Genomic DNA, 18,274 nt, shown 5'->3' on the forward strand with positions numbered 1-18,274 from the left:
CGGCATACGTATTTTAATGGAACCGAATTTTTTTCTGAATGCAACACTCATCGGAATCATCCAAAACCCGCTCTCATCCACTTTTGGAACTTGATAGATTTCAATAATTCGTTTGTCGGTGGAATGAGAATAATTTGGAAACTTCGGACGACCTGTGAACTTCTCAGGATTTTTCTTCCACTGTTCCAATGCTTTAAAAAAGCTCTTCACTTCTGTAAACAAGGCTCTACGAATCGCTTGAACAGAGTTTGATTGAACGCCCGAGTAGTTCATATCGGTTTGCATGGCAGTATCCACTTCTTTTACAGTAGCCATTTTATTATTGTTCAAATAACTTTGTTTCATCGTGTACAAGCCAGCATTTCGCAAAGCTTTTGAACTATGTGACATGCGCTGAAGTAAGCGAAATTCTCTTGCAGTCAGACAAGCTCGTCCGATATTCTGTTTCTGCGTGAATCGTTGCATGTTTTCTCTTTTCTTTTGTTTCCGTAATACTTTCACTGCTTTCTTTCTAGCCATTGTTTTCACCACCTTTCTTAGAGGGATTATTAAAATTATTTTTGACAAATTAATATTTAGAAAGAAATAGAACAAGAACATCTTCTTCATCGTAATTCCTTTTGGATCAAGTAGCTGAATGAGAATCATTATCTAATTTCGTTGTCTTACAATCTATTCCCTCCTTATCTACATGATATCGTAAGAAAAAAAGAAACAAACATTCGCCCTCAAACATTATTATGAGCGAAACAAAAGAGTTCAGCCTACCTTCTAACGGCAATTCATCTCCACCTGAATTGTTGGGTTTCACCCGTAACACAAATCAGATGGAGTTTTCTTGCCGAAAAGGATAAAATAGATAAAAAGTCTACGAAGGAGGGATTCATTTGTCCAATGAAGTGTATGAGATTCCACAATTTCAACGAAACCATCTTCCAGTAAAACTTCTTTACATAACAAAATCAAAATACGATAAAGATTGGCATAGTACCATTCATGCGCATCATTTTACAGAGCTATTGTATATTACTAAGGGCAAAGGAACTTTTATCTTTTATAAAGAAGAAATCCCTGTCCAAGAACACAATTTAATTATCATCAATCCAAATATCGAGCACACGGAAAAGTCTGATACGAATCACCCACTCGAATACATCGCACTTGGTATTCAAGGCCTGTCCTTTTCATCCTTAGAAAATCCTAGTCCAGTTACTATTCATAATTATAGCCAGGATCAAAAAAACTTTCTCTTCTACCTTCAGCAATTGGTCGAGGAAGTGGAAAACCATCAGGAAGATTATGATTTAATTATACAAAATATTCTGGAAATATTACTACTTAAAATGATGAGAAAAAAATCCTTTAATGTAGAAAAAACATCTACTCAAAAAATCAATAAAGATATTGAATTTATTAAAAACTATATTAAGCAGCATTTTCACGAAAATATTAGCCTGGATACATTAGCTCGAATTAGTCATATAAACAAATATTACCTATCCCATTCTTTCAGGAAGTTCGTCGGCGTTTCACCTATTGAATACTTAATTCAAACTCGTATTAGAGAAAGTAAAATATTGTTAGAAACTACCAATTATTCAATTTCTAACATTTCAACTATTACCGGGTTTTCTTCCCAATCATTCTTTGCACAATCATTTAAACGAGAAACGAATCTATCTCCCTCACAATACAGAAACGCTATCAATTCTAGCAAAAACATACCAGATTCTAGTGCAAAAATTTAAAGATAATTGCAATGAATCTATACTTATTTACAATATTGTTACTATTTTTTTGAAGGGGGAGTGTTCCTATGATTCAACAATTAAAAACATATTATGGTGAGGATATAAAAATCAATGAAGCTGTGTTGTCAGAAGATTATAGCTGGTTTTTAGTTGAAGGAAACAAAGTCGGGATTCGAAAAATCCGATTACATCAAAGGGAGCATCAATTGCTTTCATCCATCTTAACACCCATTCATACTGAGACATTTTATAAAACAGAAAAAGAAAAATCGTGGCATGAAGCATTATACAAAAATAACAATATCTCTATGCTATCAGTTCGTTTTTTACACTTCTTCACAACACAATCTATAGTAGAAAGAGAAGAATTTCAAGATGCTTTACAGTCTATGTTTTCTTTTACTACTACAATGATATGGGAAACTTCGCAAGCTGGCGTCCTCATATTAGAAGAAAACATAACGGAGTCTGTATTGCAAACAGCCTTAGATACACTAGAAACAGATTTTTTTGTATCCCTATCCTTCTTTGTTGGAAGACGCTATACGCAAACAGCTGAATTTGCTTATCTGTATCAATGGGAGCGAAAATTATTTTCTGTTCTTTCTCCCTATTTATCAAAAAAAATTACATACATTGAACAACTGCTCCCTTATCAATTAATGATTTCATTACCGAAAGAAGAAAGAAAAAAATACACGAATCATTTACTGGCACACATTTCGAATGACAAAGAACTAATTGATAGCGTTAAAGTATTCTTCCAATGTAACTTAAATGTATCTCTTGCAGCGAAACAATTATATTTACATCGTAATACTTTGCAGTATCGAATTGATAAATTCATTGAAAAAACAGGGATTAATATAAAAACTTTTGAAGGTGCAGTAGCAGTTTATATGGCGTTTCTTTCTTTAGATATCTCGTGAAACTCTCATGAAACACGTTACAATATTCATTTTCTCATACCATCATTGTTTTATGAATCGGAAACTCTTTTAACATATTTTTCCACTAAAAAGTAATACTTTTATCCCATATCTATAGATGAAAGTATATCCTACAGTTGCTTTTTTGTTTCTTAAATCTGTAAACCTGCATAATAGCCTCTCATTCTTTTGTGCACAATGCCGATTTACTTACGCTTTTAATAATCTTATAATTCAATCAATTACAAAAAGGAGTGAATAATTATGACCGAACTAGTATTAGATCATATTTTTAAAGTTTACGATAATAAAACCACTGCTGTTTCTGACTTTAATTTACATATTGAAGATAAAGAGTTTATCGTATTTGTCGGTCCTTCTGGATGCGGAAAATCAACAACTCTACGCATGATCGCAGGACTAGAAGACATTTCCGATGGTTCGTTTTATATTGATGGAGAGCGTATGAATAATGTCGCTCCAAAAGATCGCAATATTGCGATGGTATTTCAAAATTACGCACTATACCCGCATATGACTGTTTATGACAATATCGCGTTTGGCTTAAAACTACGCAAACTTCCAAAAGATGAAATTAATCGTCGAGTAACGGAGGCATCGAAAATATTAGGGCTCGAAGATTACTTACAACGAAAACCGAAGGCATTATCAGGTGGACAACGCCAACGGGTTGCACTAGGAAGAGCTATCGTCCGTGATGCAAAAGTATTTTTAATGGACGAGCCTCTATCGAATTTAGACGCAAAATTACGCGTCAGTATGCGTTCAGAAATCTCCAAACTACATCGTCGTTTAAATACGACCACTATATATGTGACACATGATCAAACAGAAGCAATGACAATGGCATCACGCCTTGTCGTTATGAAAGATGGACTCATCCAGCAAGTCGGGACTCCAAAAGAAGTATATGATACGCCTGAAAACATATTTGTTGGCGGATTCATTGGTTCTCCAGCTATGAATTTCTTTACCGGAACATTACAAGATAACTATTTTCACATGGAAAATATTCGCTTCAAAGTACCAGATGGACAACTAAAAACTTTAAAGCAAAAAGGGTATAATGGACAAAAAATCATACTCGGCATTCGTCCTGAAGACATTCATGATGAGCCAATCGTTCTTCAATCTTCTCCTGAATCCACAGTCGAAATTACAGTAGAAGTTGCTGAATTATTAGGTGCTGAAACGATGATTCATGGAAAACTTTCAAATCAAAACTTTATTGCGCGAATTAACGCTCGTTCCGAGATTAAGGCTAACGATTCACTCCCATTAGCTTTTAGTTTAGCGAAAGCACACTTTTTCGATATCACTACCGAACAACGGATTCGTAATATGTAATGGATGCATAGCTTCTACTTTAGAAAAAACAGATATAGTTGTGGCAAACATTTCGTGAAGTAGAATTAAATACTAGATTCCTCTGTATATGTGACAGAACCATACTAAAAAACATCTCATATTTTTATGAGATGTTTTTTAGTATTTGCTATTCTTTTAATAAATCTAGTAATCCATTCCCTTCAGATGTACGTTCATATCCTAAAGGTACAGTTCTTTTAATAAGTTGTGCATATATTTCTGGCTCTGATAACTTTCTACCATATTCCCTCTCACACTGCTTAATGAGCAATGCGAGCGCTCCAGCAACATGTGGTGTCGCCATAGAAGTACCACTTAATACCGCATATTTCCCTTCAGGATACGTAGATAATATTTCATCGCCTGGCGCCACTAGATCAATTTCTTGATTCGAATTACTAAAACATGCGATTTTCCGTTCTAAGTTGACAGCGCCGACTTCAATTACTTCTGCGTACGCACCTGGGAAGTCTAGTTCCTCTGTTTTATCATTACAATCTCCATTATTCCCAGCAGCACATACGACGAGAACATCTTCCTTTACCGCATTCTGAATTGCTTCATGTAATTCTGGAACGTCTTGCGGACCACCAAGTGACATTGAAATGACTCTAACTCTTTCTTTATTAGGTCCTCTCCAATTTACAGCATAATGAATCGCCTCAATAATTTGCTCATAACTTCCAGAACCATCTCCCGCTAAAACCTTTAACACTAGCATTTTAGCAAGCGGTGCGACTCCTAAAACACCGACACCATTTTCAGTCGCTGCAATTGTCCCCGCTACATGAGTACCGTGTCCGTTATTATCAAGGTACATATTCGGATCCCCTTTGTAATCTTTCGTGAAATTTCTTCCACCGATAATGCGATCCTTTAAATCTATATGATTCACATCACAACCTGTATCTAATACGGCAACAACAATATCTTTTCCTTTCGCACTCTTCTCCCATACTTGTGGGGCATGAATAAGTTGTACACCTGGTGGAATTTCATTTACTTGTTCAACCACCTTATCTACTGTAAAAGGAATCAATTGTATACCTTTTTGTTTATTCGCTGTACTACTATTCATCGTAATCCCTCCTGAAAATATATTATTTTCATTTCAGACCACTTTTGAAAAGGTTTAAATGTAACATTCGTTTTATTCGTTTCATTTTCCTTCCTTAAAAATATTTCTCAATATAGCTTACTAATTTTATACTACTCTTTTATTAATCTCGTAATTTTTAGGCACCAATAACAAAAATAAAAGGACCCATTTAATGGTCCTTTTATAGTTTTTAAAGAATGATATGAAACTTTAAAAATAAAATAAATTAAGACTAAGCTTCACTCTTATTTAAAAACTTCTCTATTTCTTTTATTAAATGTTTCGCTCCATCTATACTAACAGTAATGTTTCCATTTGCTAATGATATGTTTTGATCTGAAACATCACCTGTTATTTGACAAGCATTGTAAGGTTGATATTTTTGTAAAATGATTTTTTCTTCTTCTACGAAAATTTCAAGTGGTGATTTGATTTGGATTCCTAATACTTCTCGTAACTCTTTAGGAATAACAATTCGTCCTAATTCGTCTACTTTTCGAATAATTCCTGTTGCTTTCATATTACTCCCCCCTTACTTTCTATTATTTTTTCCACCTCGCTCTTTCCATTTTATCACTTTTTGGTAATACTTGTCTCTTTTTAGAAAATTTTGTACTCAAGTTAAAATAACACAATTAACGAATACGTAATCTCTCTTTCAATTGTTTTAAATAACGAGATCGTATTAGTAAGAAATATACAACTTGGATTCCTACGAAAATACTTAATACAATCGCATTTTCTTTAAATAATGAGTACTCAAACATCTGTCCCAGTGCCGTTAACGCTACTGCCCCATGTAATGTTGCAACACCTATTGGAACGAAGAATAAAAGTGCCAATCTGATTGTAACTACTTTCGATAATTCCCCACTCGTTAAGCCTACTTTTCGAATCATTTCAAACAAACGAGTATCATCCTCCAAATCAGAAAACAAACGGAAGTAAAGGAAACTTCCTGCACATACGAAAAATACTATACCAATGAAGAAGCCTACAAATAAAATTGGTCCTGCGATTTGTAAACTTTGGTTTTGTTCGTACTCTTCTGCACTAAACGTGGCATGTTCTTCATAAGTCTTCATCTGATGCGTAAGTTCTTTACCAACTTCAATTTCATCTTTCGTTCCTTCTGTTTTGTACACATAATCTTTTTCCTCTTTAAAGCCGTCTTGTAATGTATCATACTGATTTTTAGAGATTACATACACGTTACCTCGTAGTATTTTACTTAACGAAGAAGTATTAACTTTTTTTACTTTTAAAGCTTCATTCGTGTTTGGTAACGTAATTTCTTTTCTTTCTTTCATCGGTGGTCCTGGTATATCGACCGCCAAAAATAAAGCTTCTTTATTTGCTATAGTTTGAAATGGTTCGCCTGTTAACTTCGCATATTTCTCATAATCTGATTCTTTTATGAAAATAGCACTTCTTAACGACTGCTCCTCCGTCTTTTTCGTTGAAATGTTTGTTTTAGAAGCTGCTATATTATGTTTCTTTAATCCTTCGTCAATAATCTTCAAATGCTGTGATTCATTACTATTTCCTTGCTTAGAATGATATTGAAATGCAATTGGTCTCTCCATAATTCCTTTCATCATTGATGCGAAACCAACTAATGTGCCGATTGCTGAAAATGCTACAGTTGAAATAATAGTTACAATAAAGAACATTCTTGCGTTGTCTCTCATGCGGTAAGCTAAATCTGATAACGTAATAATATTTGTCTGTGTCCAATAGAAACGTTTACTTTTTTTACATAGTCTAATAATAAAGACACTTAACTGCTTGTACAGCAAATACGTACCAATAATGACTACCGTTGTAACAGGAATCATCATGACAAATACCATTGCACCATGTGACAGAAGCGCTCCTGCATATCCCGCACTAAGCAATATGACTGCTAATATAGAAGAAATAATAGATGCTTTCGGTTCTGGCTTCGCTTCTGCTGATCCTCTAAACAATTTCATAATTTTATTTTTACGAACCATTCCTGCACTAAATAATGAAATAATCATAAATAATATGAAAAACATAATACTCGTTACAACAATAGCTTTCATTGGTATGTAATACGCTAAAGTAATATCTAATTTTAATATCATCGGAGCTACAAATATTAATATTCCGGAAAATAGCATGCCTGCAAGTATTCCAAAAATAATTGCCCCTATCCCAATCATAATATTTTCAAAGAAGATAAGACGCTTTAATTGATATTTCGTCATACCTAACATCATTAAAATTCCTAATTCACGCTTTCTCGTTTTTAAAAACATTCCCATCGAATATAAAATAAAGAAAAACGTAAATAAGTAAATAATGGACTGTGCAAAAGACATACTTACGAATACATACTGTCCCAATTCTCCAGCGCTTAATGCCGGATGAAACGCAAAAAATGAGTACACAAAAAAGGCCATAATTGCAAATGCACTACTTAAAAAATATGCTGAGTATGTTCGTCTATTTCGCGTTACATTCCGGTATGCGAGTTCTCTAATGTTCATATTACTTCTCCGCCCTTCTGCTAACTATGTTCTTATATTAGTAAAATGCGGAAATAGCTTCCATCGATTCAAATGACAAAAACCTTACATTATTGAAAGGTTTCAAAAAAATTGCTTAAATGAAACAGTTTCATTATAATGACTACATTCATATTCATACACGCATCCTATTGTATATTCGTTAGTTTTGCGAAATAATAAAGGATAGAAGTATGTACCAATATACATATAAACTTAATTACCGCTTTAATATGAATAGGAGGAATCATAATGACATTACAAGAACAGATTATGAAAGCATTACATGTTCAGCCTGTAATTGATCCGAAAGCAGAAATCCGTAAACGTGTAGATTTCTTAAAAGATTATGTAAAAAAAACAGGTGCAAAAGGATTTGTACTTGGCATTAGTGGTGGACAAGACTCTACATTAGCTGGACGTTTAGCTCAGCTTGCAGTGGAGGAAATTCGTAATGAAGGTGGTAACGCAACGTTTATTGCCGTGCGCCTTCCTTATAAAGTGCAAAAGGACGAAGATGATGCACAATTAGCATTACAATTTATTCAAGCTGATCAATCTGTTGCATTTGATATTGCTTCAACAGTTGATGCTTTCTCAAATCAATATGAAAACTTACTTGGTGAATCATTAACAGATTTCAATAAAGGTAACGTAAAAGCACGTATCCGTATGGTTACGCAGTACGCAATCGGTGGTCAACAAGGATTACTTGTAATTGGAACTGATCACGCGGCAGAAGCTGTTACAGGATTCTTTACAAAATTCGGAGATGGTGGTGCAGACCTATTACCATTAACAGGATTAACAAAACGCCAAGGACGCGCTCTATTACAAGAATTAGGTGCAGACGAGCGACTTTACTTAAAAATGCCAACAGCTGATTTATTAGATGAAAAACCAGGTCAAGCTGATGAAACAGAGTTAGGTATTACATATGATCAACTAGATGATTATTTAGAAGGTAAAGCCGTTCCAGCTGACGTAGCAGAAAAAATTGAAAAACGTTACGCAGTAAGCGAACATAAAAGACAAGTTCCAGCATCAATGTTTGATGATTGGTGGAAATAAAACATAAAAAAGAAGCTAATCTCATTAGCTTCTTTTTTATGTTAACGATACACCCCTACTCTTTTCTCTAGTAAGTCCTGTAAACAATCCTCATGTTGTTGATTAAACAATGGTGGCATTTTGTTTAGCGGGAAAAACTTTAATTCCAACGTTTCATCACCGTCTACTTTTTGCTCTCCTCCGGCAATTAAGCATGAAAAGAATATTAAAATGGACTGGGCTTTGTCTCCATTTGGATACGCTTGAAAATATTTTGTATACACCCCGATAAGCTCATTTATTTCTACATCATAGCCTGTTTCTTCTTTTATTTCTCGAATCGCAGTTTCTGCGGCAGATTCTCCGATTTCCATTGCACCGCCAGGAAATCCCCAAGCATTAAAATCACCTCTTTTTTGCAGTAAAACTTCTCCATATTCATTCAACACACAACCACCCGCAAAGTTTATGAAAACACAATCGTGTCCTACTTTTTCACGTAATTCTTTTATATAATTAGCCATCATCTTCCCCTTTTCATACATCTTCTATCATTATTTCTTATCTTTTTCAAGCAATTCAATAATTCGCTCTAGCTTCTTATTCATATGAATTACATGTTGTTTTTTTGCAGCGCTGTTTTGCAATAACCTTCTAACAAACAAAGTAAATGATAGGAAAAACAAAACGATAAGTCCGATTATTAAACAAGTATATATCAATGTAAAAATATTATTTTCGAACAAATTCATTCAGATTCCACATCCTTCCTTTTTGTATTTTATCACACAATTCTGTTTTTTGAAGTGATACATAATAAAAAGAGCACCTTTTACAGATGCTCTTTTTCATTGATTAATAGGTAAATGTAATTGTCGCTAATGAATAATCTGCCATCGCACTATAAGGTGCTACTTGATAAGATACACGCTTTGCACCTTTTGGCCAATTTATTTCATTTAATACTTTCTTTATATCTTGCATTGTTCCATCCATAGATTGCTTATATCGTACTTCTACCTTCTCTGGCTTAGAAGCGAATTGTTGCTGTAATTTCTTCTTAAATTCACTGTAATTGTCTGCCCCGTATTGTGCAGATAAGTATTTTAAGTTTGTTTCTTTTAACATTTGTTCATATGCAGTAGTCTTTGAGCTACCCGCTTTTATTTTGTTTGTTAATTCACCAAAGTAACTTGTAGTTGCTGCTGGATATTTACTGCGATCCCATTCGTGATCTTTACTTAATTGCTCATCAGACATATTAAAATATGAATATGTTACGCGCCCAGCTTTATCCGGTACTGGATCATCGAATGTTGTATCAAGATGATACCATTTGTTTTCAATGTTCACTATATTCCATGCGTGAGCTTGTCCATTCCCTGTACCTGTTACAATATGGTTTTGAATACCTGCTTCTTTTAGCAATTCATATGTTAATAACGTATATCCTTGGCAAACGGCAGAACGATTCGCTAATGCTTCATATGCTGTATACGCTTTATAAGACGTATCATAAGATACATGTTTTACAACGTAATCATGAATCGCTTTTACTTTCTCATGCTCGTCCATTCCAGGTTTTACAATTGAACCGATAATTGCTTTTGCCTGTGATTTTACATATTGTGTTTGCTCTTTTGATTCACGGTATTTCACTTGCAGTGTAAACGTATAGTTTCCTGGTAACCCTTTAATAGAATATTTAGTAGAGGCTACATTATATTTTACATACTCATCTGCATCTACAATTTTATTAAACTCGCCATACAATTGGTCCATAACATTTCTAGCATTTCTATCTTTCGTTTTATATGTGATTGTAATATTTTCTTCTCGATTATCAACCTGTTTTTTTAATTCTTTTCTGAAATCATTTAATAGCTTTGCATCTGATTGTGTTGTCGCTACAGTCGGATTCGTAGCTGCATAAGATACCGTTGACGCGTGTAAGCCTCCCATTACTATAGTTGAACAAAGCAGGGTAGCTGTCACATACTTACTTGTCTTTCCCATCTCGTCACTCCTTACATTCTATAACTATACGAAAAAAGTATCGTATAGTTTCAGAGTATACAATACTTTTTCGTATAGGTCATATGAGATTATGCATATTTAACATTGTAAAAAGGCTGTTCTTTCTACAAGAACAACCTTCTTCATTAACAAGTTTGTAATACACAACATGTATTTTCAAAACGTCGATTTTTCAAGTCTTCATTTCCAATACAGAAATAAAGCATCCCTAAATCTCCCCACATCATATTACAATTTTTAGTATCTGAATCAATTTGGAGTAAAAGCGTCATTTGCTGCGGGTTTATGTCCATATATTGTCCAGTCTCGTACAATACCTCATCTTGTACAGAGAATGGCTCACCAAACATTTGATGGTTATCGTAGTTGTCTGGAATTAGTTCTTCAAGCAATTGTAAGAATCGATCTGAATCAGCCTCATCTTCAATGAACAGCTCTGGCAATTTATATGTCAGTTCAAAAGTAGTTGCACACTGGCTATAATTCGTTTGGAATCCATCTGCTCTTTGTAATTGCTCTACAGGAACATCATAATAAAGTACACGTCCCGCTTCAGCTGGGTTCACATCTTCTTCAAAGTAATTTTCAATGCTAAAGAAATATAACATCCCCGTCTTAGGAAGATTATGATCCATACCAACATTTTGTAAATCATTTAAATTAAATTGAGCGATAAATTGTAATGGATTTCCTTTGTGCACTGGGTATTCAAATGAATCTGGTAAATCAGGAACGCCGCCCATTTTCGAACTACCTATCGCTACTGTTTCCGCCTGCTTTGGCACAACTTTCACACAAGGAAATACAGTATGAATAAGTTCCTCTTTCAAATGTGTCAGCCCATATTTATCAATTAATACTTCAATTTTATTTTTCATACATTCTCCTTACATTTACATACTTATTTGTATCATCGCACAAAGATTATACTCCATTCTTTGTAAAAACGACAAGCCTTCAAAAAAACGGGCTCTTCCATCATACGCGAACAAGTTAAAAAAAGCATAGTATACATTGTTCCTACAAACACGATAGTTCATTATTTCTTCCAGTACATTTTCCCCTCGTTCATTTTTATTTTTAATTTAAGGAGGAATTCCACATGGGTTACGGATATAGTTGCGGCGGTTACGGTTACGGCGGTAGTTGTGGTGGATGTGGTTATGGAGGTTTCGCTTTATTAATCGTTTTATTTATCCTTCTAATCATCATCGGAGCTAGCTGTTGGGGCGGCTTTGTAGGCTGCTAGTAAATTTAAAAACTATTGTAAAAAAGCACGTACAATACGTGCTTTTTTGCCATTTCTAAATCTTTTATTCGAAAGGAAGTATGTTTAATGAAAATTGATGGTGTTTTTGAAGGAGGCGGTGTACGCGGAATTGCGCATGTAGGGGCAATTTGCGCGTTAGCTGAAAAAGGCTATGAATGGGAGCGTGTAGCTGGAACATCAGCTGGTTCCATTATCGCAGCGCTCCTAGCAGCAGGATATTCTTGTTCAGAGTTAAAAACAATTATAACTGATATTGATTATAATAAATTTACGAAAAAAACCTTTATTGACAGAATCCCGTTTATCGGCAAAGGATTAAGTGCATGGACTACTCTTGGTATTTACTCTAATGTTTTTATAGAAGAATGGATTGAAGAATTACTTCGAAAAAAAGGAGTTCACTTATTTACTGATTTACCTGATTTAAATAAGCTTAAAATTATCGCTTCTGATATAAGTAATGGTAAAATGGTTGTCTTCCCCGATGATTTGCCAAACTACGGATTTTTAAATTATCGCTTCTCTATTGCTAAAGCTGTAAGAATGAGTAGTACAATCCCCTTCTTCTTTGAACCGGTAAAATGGAGAACCCCAAAATGGAAACAACCTTGTTATATGGTTGATGGAGGGATTTTAAGTAATTATCCTATTTGGATTTTCGACTCACCTACCTCTCCTCGCTGGCCAACTTTTGGGTTTCATTTCGTAAAAGATGAGATTCAAGCTGATCCTGCCCACTATAACGAGCCTATCTCCATGTTTAAAGGGCTATTTAAAACAATGATGCAAGCCCATGATTTACGTCATTTAGATAAGGAATCAAAAGCAAGAACAATTACAATTCCAACTGGGTCCATTACAAGTACAAACTTCGATTTAACAAAGGAAGAAAAAGAGTGGCTTTACAATTCTGGTTATAACGCCGCAAATAAGTTTTTACAATCTTGGAACTTCAGACAATATATTGATGCATATAGAAATGGAAATCAGGACCGAGCAACAAATCGGTATTTCCGTCAACTTGACTCATAATACTATTATTTTCATATGAGAACACGTAACACTTTCAAAAAAAATAAGCCTAGTAATATCATATATTACTAGGCTTATTTACTTCCTACATAATTATTATACGTTGTTTAAGGATACGTTAACCCTTCCGCTTCCTCCGCAGTAATAACAGTGTATCGATTTCCTGTTCGCAATCCTAACAATTCTGCTTTTTCAATTGCATCCTGCATCGTTTCTGCATAAGCAGCTAAATATTTTTCTCCATTAATAATTTGGCAAATTACATATTGTTTCATTACTTTCTCCTCTTACTTTTTCATTAATTGTGCAAGTTTTTTTATACCTATTTCAATTTCTTCTAACGTTGCGTATGAATAGGATAGACGCAAAAATTGGTTTGCACTTCTATCATACAGAGTACCTGGATTTAATAAAATCTTTTCTTTCAATGCTTTGTCAAATAAGCTACGGTTCGAAACGGGTACATTCATATGTAACCAAATGTAAAAACCACCTGACGGTTCATACCAAGTTGCTATATCACGACAATATTTCTCTAACATTTGTATCATAAAATCTCTGCGCTTTTTCAACTTAGTTCTTACAAACTGTAAATGTTCATCATACGATCCATCTGCAAACCATTCCGCTGCAATTTGTTGGGATATAGAACTTGAACCATAATCTGTTTGCATTTTTATATCTGCCAATCTTTGAATGACTGGCTCTGATCCAACAATCCATCCAATTCTTAATCCTGGACTAATGACTTTAGACATACTCCCAATATGTAGTACAATCCCATTTTTATCATATGCTTTTAAAGGCTTTGAAACAGGTTCATCAAACCATAAGTCTTGATACACCGCGTCCTCTATAATAGGCAATCCAATTTCGTTACATACTTCCATAACCTCTATTCGTTTCTTTTCGTTCATACTAAAGTTCGTCGGATTATGAAAAGACGGGATTGTATATAAAATAGATGCATTAAATTGCTTCCTATATTTCGTAATATATGATGTATGTAAACCATTCTCATCCATCGGTATACCAATTAAGCGCATTCCTGCTGATTGAAAAACATTAAGAGAATATAAATAAGATGGTTTTTCTAATAAAATAGATGCCCCCTTTGGAAGAAGCCCCATAGAAATAAGTTGCAAAGCTTGAATTGCTCCTGAAACAATTAATATAGAATCAGGAGTTACATATACACCATGTCCTTTTAAATAGTCCGCAATTTTCTTCCTTAAATAGAAATTCCCTTTCGGTTCTTCATACCCAAGTACCATGCTCGACTTTAAAAGCTTATTCATAATATCTTTCATCTTTTTTTCAGGTAAAAGACTTGGCGCGAGCTCACCTGTTCCTAAACGAATTACATGCGGATAAAATTCAGCTTGATTAATCTCTTGAATAGCAGGAAGGTTCGGATAATGAAGTCCTGTTTCTACGTAAGACTGCCAATTAGGTGGCGGGGCGTAAGCTAAGGTGTTCACATTATTATTTACAACAATTGTTCCTTTCCTGCCATTCCCTTCAATGTATCCCTTTGCCACTAGCTCATCAAAAGCCATTACAATTGTACTCCGGTTCACACCAAATGTATGTGCCAAATCTCTTTGTGAAGGTAATTTCGTTCCAACAGTCCATTCTCCATTAACGATTCTTTCTTTTATATACGTTTCTATTTGTTTATACAGAGGTGTCGCTATAGATATATTCGGTTTCCAAACGAATCTTTCCATCATATCACCTTATATTCTTTTTGGTTGGTAACCTCCCCAACCATATGGATGGATACAAATTTTCATTTCTTCTATACAATATACACTATCATAATAAATTTAAATAGGAGGTAATATGATGAGTGAAGCAATTATTCATGGTATCATTCTTGCATTTGGTCTTATCATTCCATTAGGTGTCCAAAATATTTTCGTCTTTAACCAAGGTGTGAGCCAACCAAACATTTGGAGAGCAGCTCCTGTAGTATTAACTGCCTCTATATGTGATACGTTACTCATATTAATTGCAGTGCAGGGTGTCTCCCTTGTACTCCTTACTTTTTCTTGGCTAACTAACACGTTATATATAATTGGATTTTTCTTTCTCCTATATATGGGCTTTGTTATTTGGAAAAGTAACCCTTCCAACGATATAAAACAAGAAAACAACATGCCATTAAAAAAGCAAATCCTTTTCGCTGCATCGGTTTCATTATTAAATCCACATGCAATTTTAGATACAATCGGTGTAATTGGAACAAATTCTATTCAATACATAGGAAGTGAGAAATGGGCTTTCACACTGGCAACTATTATCGTTTCTTGGGTTTGGTTTATATGCTTAGCTTTAGCGGGGAAATTTCTAAAAAGAATAGACTCAACTGGAAAGACAATCGTATTATTAAATAAGTTTTCGGGTCTCATCATATGGGGTGTCGCACTTTATATGTTAACACAAGTGATTTATTCTTAATGAACGAAAGAGAATTGCATGATCTATAAAACATCGTGCAATTCTCTTACAAATTATGAAGTAGGTTCCGGTTCCGGTTTTACGTTCTTTGCATCTTTTGCTGGTTTAATCCAAATGATCGCTATAACAGCACCAATACCAGCGAATATACTGGTTAAATAAAACACTTCATGGTCAGCACCTTTCATGAAAAAAGAGTATAGAGGTGGTCCAGCTGCTACACCGATAAATCGCATGGAACTATAAAATGACGTAACTGTCCCCCTTTGCTCCTTTTCAATCCCTTGTGTAATTAAAGCATCTAAACATGGGAGTGCCATACCAATTCCGATTCCCATAACAACGAGACAAAGAATTAGTAAATAGATTCCTTTTATAAATAAAGGAATAATGACTGAAGCAGAAGCCATTAAAAATCCAATATAAATACACTTCTTCATCACATTTTGATTATCTCCAATTTTTTTACCGGCCATATATGAACTAAGTGAGAGTACAAGTAACGGGATAGCGAGTACACACCCTTTCCATATACCATGAATGTCATACTTTGATTCCAGTATAGTCGACAAATAAAAGAGAATTCCGAATAAAATAAGCATAATAATTGCACCTAATACAAAAATGGCAATCAACCATCTTCCCTTTTCTCGAAACGTAGAGAGAATAGATTTTATAAACTCTTTAAGTGGTGGTACTTCTCCTTCTTGTTTCTTTGCCTTTACTAGAACAAGTAATAAAACAATTGCTACTACACATAAAACCGGAATCGCCCAAAATGGTAAGAACCATACAATGGCAGCAAGAGCAGATCCTAAAATAGGGCTCAGCACTTTTCCAAATGTATTGGATGTTTCAATGATTCCTAAACCTGTACTAACTTGTTTTTCATCTTTGTATAAATCACCAACACACGGTATAACAACTGGCATTGCACCAGCAGCACCAATACCTTGAATCGCTCTACCAATCAATATCCAAGTGTAGGGATTATCAACTTTCCAAGATACCCAACCAGTTATCGCTCCTCCTATAGCCGCAATCAGCAAACTCGGAACCATTACCATCTTTCGTCCCCATCTATCTGATAAATAACCAGCAATCGGTATAAGTAAAATGGCTACAATAGAGTAAATTGTAATAATCATGGATACTTGAAATGATGAAATATGTAACTTCTTTTCGATAGTCGGTAGGATTGGAATGAGCATTGAATTCCCTAATGTCATAACAAGTGGAACTGATGCAAGCGCAATTAAACAACAGTTTTCTTTTTTTAACATGTTGGCTTCGGAACCCTTTCATCGTATATTTCTTACCATATAATAGCCCTGCTGGAACGTAATTTTTCATTCCACCAGGGCTATTACATCTTTACTACTTCCCATTCACAACAAAAGAAATTGGGGAAAATATAGTATTATTTCTATTCTTTGAATCCAGTTCGCAATATATCCATACCAATTAATTGAAAAAAAAAGAAAGGAAGAATCCTTCCTTTCTCCTATAACCTTCTACAATTAGCGAGTATATCCGCCACCAAGTTGTTGTTCTGCCATCGCTACTAGACGTTTTGTAATTTCACCACCTACAGAACCGTTTGCACGTGAAGAAGTGTCAGCTCCAAGTTGTACACCAAACTCTTGTGCAATTTCATATTTCATTTGATCTAAAGCTGCTTGTGCTCCATGTGATGCTAATTGATTAGAATTACGATTTCTAGCCATTACCAATCACCTCCTTATTTATATATAAATTGTGTTAAATTTTAATTTAAATACATGGTAATTTTTGGTTATTTGTATTTTTTAAAAAAGAGTCTCTACAATGAGAGACTCTTACATCATTTTATATTAAGAAGTTACTACTTCTAAATTTCTATTTATTAATACTTTCATTTCTTCTTTTAATATATCTTTTGCATTATGTCCAAACCATTCGAGTGAAGCGAAATGATCAGTATCTCTCACTTCTTGAATAATCTCATCATAATTTACGATACCTTCAAATAATGGAACCATACCAATTCGACTTCCCGCTGCTGCATATACATTATTAGGTTCAAACACATGTAAATAATCTGCTGACGATATATTCTTAAAATGGTAATGTTGTATCCACGGCTTTAGTCGATGGAAGCTGTCTATTGGATTTGCTCCCGACTCCCATATATGAAGAAAATCCAGGTTTATTTTCAGATTCGGATGATCTACTTCACCTAATAATTCCAAAGTAGAAGGCAACGTATCCGTTAATGTATTTGGATGTGTTTCTAAAAGTACATATATATTATGCTGAGCAAATACTTCACAAATGATGCGAATACGATTCACATACTCTTTTCTCTCCTGTTCCGAGAAATCACCGCTACCTTTTTGGCCAGCAAACGTACGAATTTTGTTCGTTTTAAACCAATCAGCTAGTATTGCAAGTTGTTCACATTTTTCTATCGTTTTTTCAAAATCTGCCGATAATGATATGTCTAAGTAATCACTTATCATTGTAATTTCCAAGTTTTTATTCTTTAAACAATTCAATTCTCGTTCTGTCGTTTCATACTCTTGCATATACAAATTTCGTGCATGAGTCCCCCACAATTCAATTCCTTCAAAAACGTTGTCATATGCAAATTGAACAATATCAGTAAATGAAATTAATTGATGACGAAAGGAAATAGTACATAATGAATATTTCATAGGTTCGAACCTCCTTATCTTAAA

The 18,274-nt window shown here is 34.4% G+C and carries 20 protein-coding genes; 7 read left to right on the forward strand and 13 right to left on the reverse strand.

The annotated features are described in order from the left end of the window. A partial coding sequence (locus BAQ44_RS11320) for a nuclease/transposase family protein (protein ID WP_487246452.1) occupies positions 1-519 on the reverse strand: 519 nt, incomplete at its 3' end. A gap of 368 nt (positions 520-887) precedes the next feature. On the opposite strand from BAQ44_RS11320, the gene BAQ44_RS11330 reads away from it, so the two are divergent. From BAQ44_RS11330 to BAQ44_RS11340, 3 genes are all read left to right on the forward strand, one after another. Further along, positions 888-1,748, forward strand: a complete 861-nt coding sequence (locus BAQ44_RS11330; protein ID WP_071721717.1) for a helix-turn-helix domain-containing protein — start codon at positions 888-890, stop codon at positions 1,746-1,748. Between the two features lie 68 nt (positions 1,749-1,816). Further along, positions 1,817-2,680, forward strand: a complete 864-nt coding sequence (locus BAQ44_RS11335) for a PucR family transcriptional regulator (protein WP_071721718.1) — start codon at positions 1,817-1,819, stop codon at positions 2,678-2,680. Between the two features lie 264 nt (positions 2,681-2,944). Then, positions 2,945-4,048 (forward strand): ABC transporter ATP-binding protein, encoded by a 1,104-nt coding sequence (locus BAQ44_RS11340; protein WP_063261850.1) that lies wholly within the window; start codon positions 2,945-2,947, stop codon positions 4,046-4,048. 148 nt (positions 4,049-4,196) lie between these two features. On the opposite strand, the gene BAQ44_RS11345 is transcribed toward BAQ44_RS11340, so the two are convergent. The 3 genes from BAQ44_RS11345 to BAQ44_RS11355 all read right to left on the reverse strand — a co-directional run bounded on the left by BAQ44_RS11345 (position 4,197) and on the right by BAQ44_RS11355 (position 7,684). Then, positions 4,197-5,147, reverse strand: a complete 951-nt coding sequence (locus BAQ44_RS11345; protein WP_063261849.1) for a serine protease — start codon at positions 5,145-5,147, stop codon at positions 4,197-4,199. 253 nt (positions 5,148-5,400) lie between these two features. Continuing rightward, positions 5,401-5,688, reverse strand: coding sequence for an AbrB/MazE/SpoVT family DNA-binding domain-containing protein (locus tag BAQ44_RS11350; RefSeq protein ID WP_000648284.1), 288 nt, complete (start codon positions 5,686-5,688; stop codon positions 5,401-5,403). 115 nt (positions 5,689-5,803) lie between these two features. Further along, positions 5,804-7,684 carry an FtsX-like permease family protein gene (locus BAQ44_RS11355; RefSeq protein ID WP_063261848.1) on the reverse strand — a complete coding sequence of 627 codons (1,881 nt, stop codon included), beginning with the start codon at positions 7,682-7,684 and terminating at the stop codon, positions 5,804-5,806. Positions 7,685-7,954: 270 nt separating this feature from the next. On the opposite strand from BAQ44_RS11355, the gene nadE reads away from it, so the two are divergent. Next, complete coding sequence (gene nadE, locus BAQ44_RS11360; protein WP_061676485.1) at positions 7,955-8,773, forward strand: NAD(+) synthase; 819 nt, start codon at positions 7,955-7,957, stop codon at positions 8,771-8,773. 41 nt (positions 8,774-8,814) lie between these two features. Here the strand turns inward: nadE and BAQ44_RS11365 are convergent, their stop codons facing one another. The 4 genes from BAQ44_RS11365 to BAQ44_RS11380 all read right to left on the reverse strand — a co-directional run bounded on the left by BAQ44_RS11365 (position 8,815) and on the right by BAQ44_RS11380 (position 11,667). Next, the gene (locus BAQ44_RS11365; RefSeq protein WP_071721719.1) at positions 8,815-9,276 is read right to left on the reverse strand and encodes an NUDIX hydrolase; all 462 of its coding nucleotides are present in this window, start codon (positions 9,274-9,276) and stop codon (positions 8,815-8,817) included. A 30-nt stretch (positions 9,277-9,306) separates the two neighbouring features. Beyond that, positions 9,307-9,504: a DUF4083 domain-containing protein gene (locus BAQ44_RS11370; RefSeq protein ID WP_061676487.1), complete on the reverse strand. Its 198-nt coding sequence runs from the start codon at positions 9,502-9,504 to the stop codon at positions 9,307-9,309. A 103-nt stretch (positions 9,505-9,607) separates the two neighbouring features. Continuing rightward, positions 9,608-10,768: a transglutaminase domain-containing protein gene (locus tag BAQ44_RS11375; protein ID WP_071721720.1), complete on the reverse strand. Its 1,161-nt coding sequence runs from the start codon at positions 10,766-10,768 to the stop codon at positions 9,608-9,610. A 146-nt stretch (positions 10,769-10,914) separates the two neighbouring features. Beyond that, complete coding sequence (locus BAQ44_RS11380) at positions 10,915-11,667, reverse strand: YwqG family protein (protein ID WP_071721721.1); 753 nt, start codon at positions 11,665-11,667, stop codon at positions 10,915-10,917. Positions 11,668-11,891: 224 nt separating this feature from the next. Between BAQ44_RS11380 and BAQ44_RS11385 the strand changes: the two genes are divergently transcribed. Together BAQ44_RS11385 and BAQ44_RS11390 are read left to right on the forward strand one after the other, a co-directional pair. Further along, entirely contained in the window at positions 11,892-12,038 is a 147-nt protein-coding gene (locus BAQ44_RS11385) for a YjcZ family sporulation protein (RefSeq protein ID WP_000540425.1), read from the forward strand. Positions 12,039-12,125: 87 nt separating this feature from the next. After that, positions 12,126-13,091 (forward strand): patatin-like phospholipase family protein, encoded by a 966-nt coding sequence (locus BAQ44_RS11390; protein WP_061676490.1) that lies wholly within the window; start codon positions 12,126-12,128, stop codon positions 13,089-13,091. A 107-nt stretch (positions 13,092-13,198) separates the two neighbouring features. Here BAQ44_RS11390 and BAQ44_RS11395 read toward each other — a convergent pair whose 3' ends face one another. Both BAQ44_RS11395 and BAQ44_RS11400 read right to left on the reverse strand, forming a co-directional pair. Next, positions 13,199-13,366, reverse strand: a complete 168-nt coding sequence (locus BAQ44_RS11395) for a DUF3933 family protein (protein WP_061676491.1) — start codon at positions 13,364-13,366, stop codon at positions 13,199-13,201. A gap of 12 nt (positions 13,367-13,378) precedes the next feature. Then, positions 13,379-14,821, reverse strand: coding sequence for an aminotransferase-like domain-containing protein (locus BAQ44_RS11400; protein ID WP_071721722.1), 1,443 nt, complete (start codon positions 14,819-14,821; stop codon positions 13,379-13,381). 118 nt (positions 14,822-14,939) lie between these two features. On the opposite strand from BAQ44_RS11400, the gene BAQ44_RS11405 reads away from it, so the two are divergent. Then, a complete protein-coding gene (locus tag BAQ44_RS11405) occupies positions 14,940-15,554 on the forward strand; it encodes a LysE/ArgO family amino acid transporter (RefSeq protein WP_071721723.1) in 615 nt (204 codons plus the stop codon). A gap of 53 nt (positions 15,555-15,607) precedes the next feature. Here BAQ44_RS11405 and bcbE read toward each other — a convergent pair whose 3' ends face one another. From bcbE to BAQ44_RS11420, 3 genes are all read right to left on the reverse strand, one after another. Beyond that, positions 15,608-16,837, reverse strand: coding sequence for a bacillibactin exporter BcbE (gene bcbE, locus BAQ44_RS11410; protein WP_063261839.1), 1,230 nt, complete (start codon positions 16,835-16,837; stop codon positions 15,608-15,610). A 237-nt stretch (positions 16,838-17,074) separates the two neighbouring features. Next, entirely contained in the window at positions 17,075-17,281 is a 207-nt protein-coding gene (locus tag BAQ44_RS11415) for an alpha/beta-type small acid-soluble spore protein (protein ID WP_000113545.1), read from the reverse strand. Positions 17,282-17,407: 126 nt separating this feature from the next. Next, complete coding sequence (locus BAQ44_RS11420) at positions 17,408-18,250, reverse strand: sugar phosphate isomerase/epimerase family protein (protein WP_071721724.1); 843 nt, start codon at positions 18,248-18,250, stop codon at positions 17,408-17,410. Positions 18,251-18,274: the final 24 nt, after the last annotated feature.

It is taken from the genome of Bacillus mobilis (genome assembly GCF_001884045.1).
GTDB classification, from domain to species: domain Bacteria; phylum Bacillota; class Bacilli; order Bacillales; family Bacillaceae_G; genus Bacillus_A; species Bacillus_A mobilis.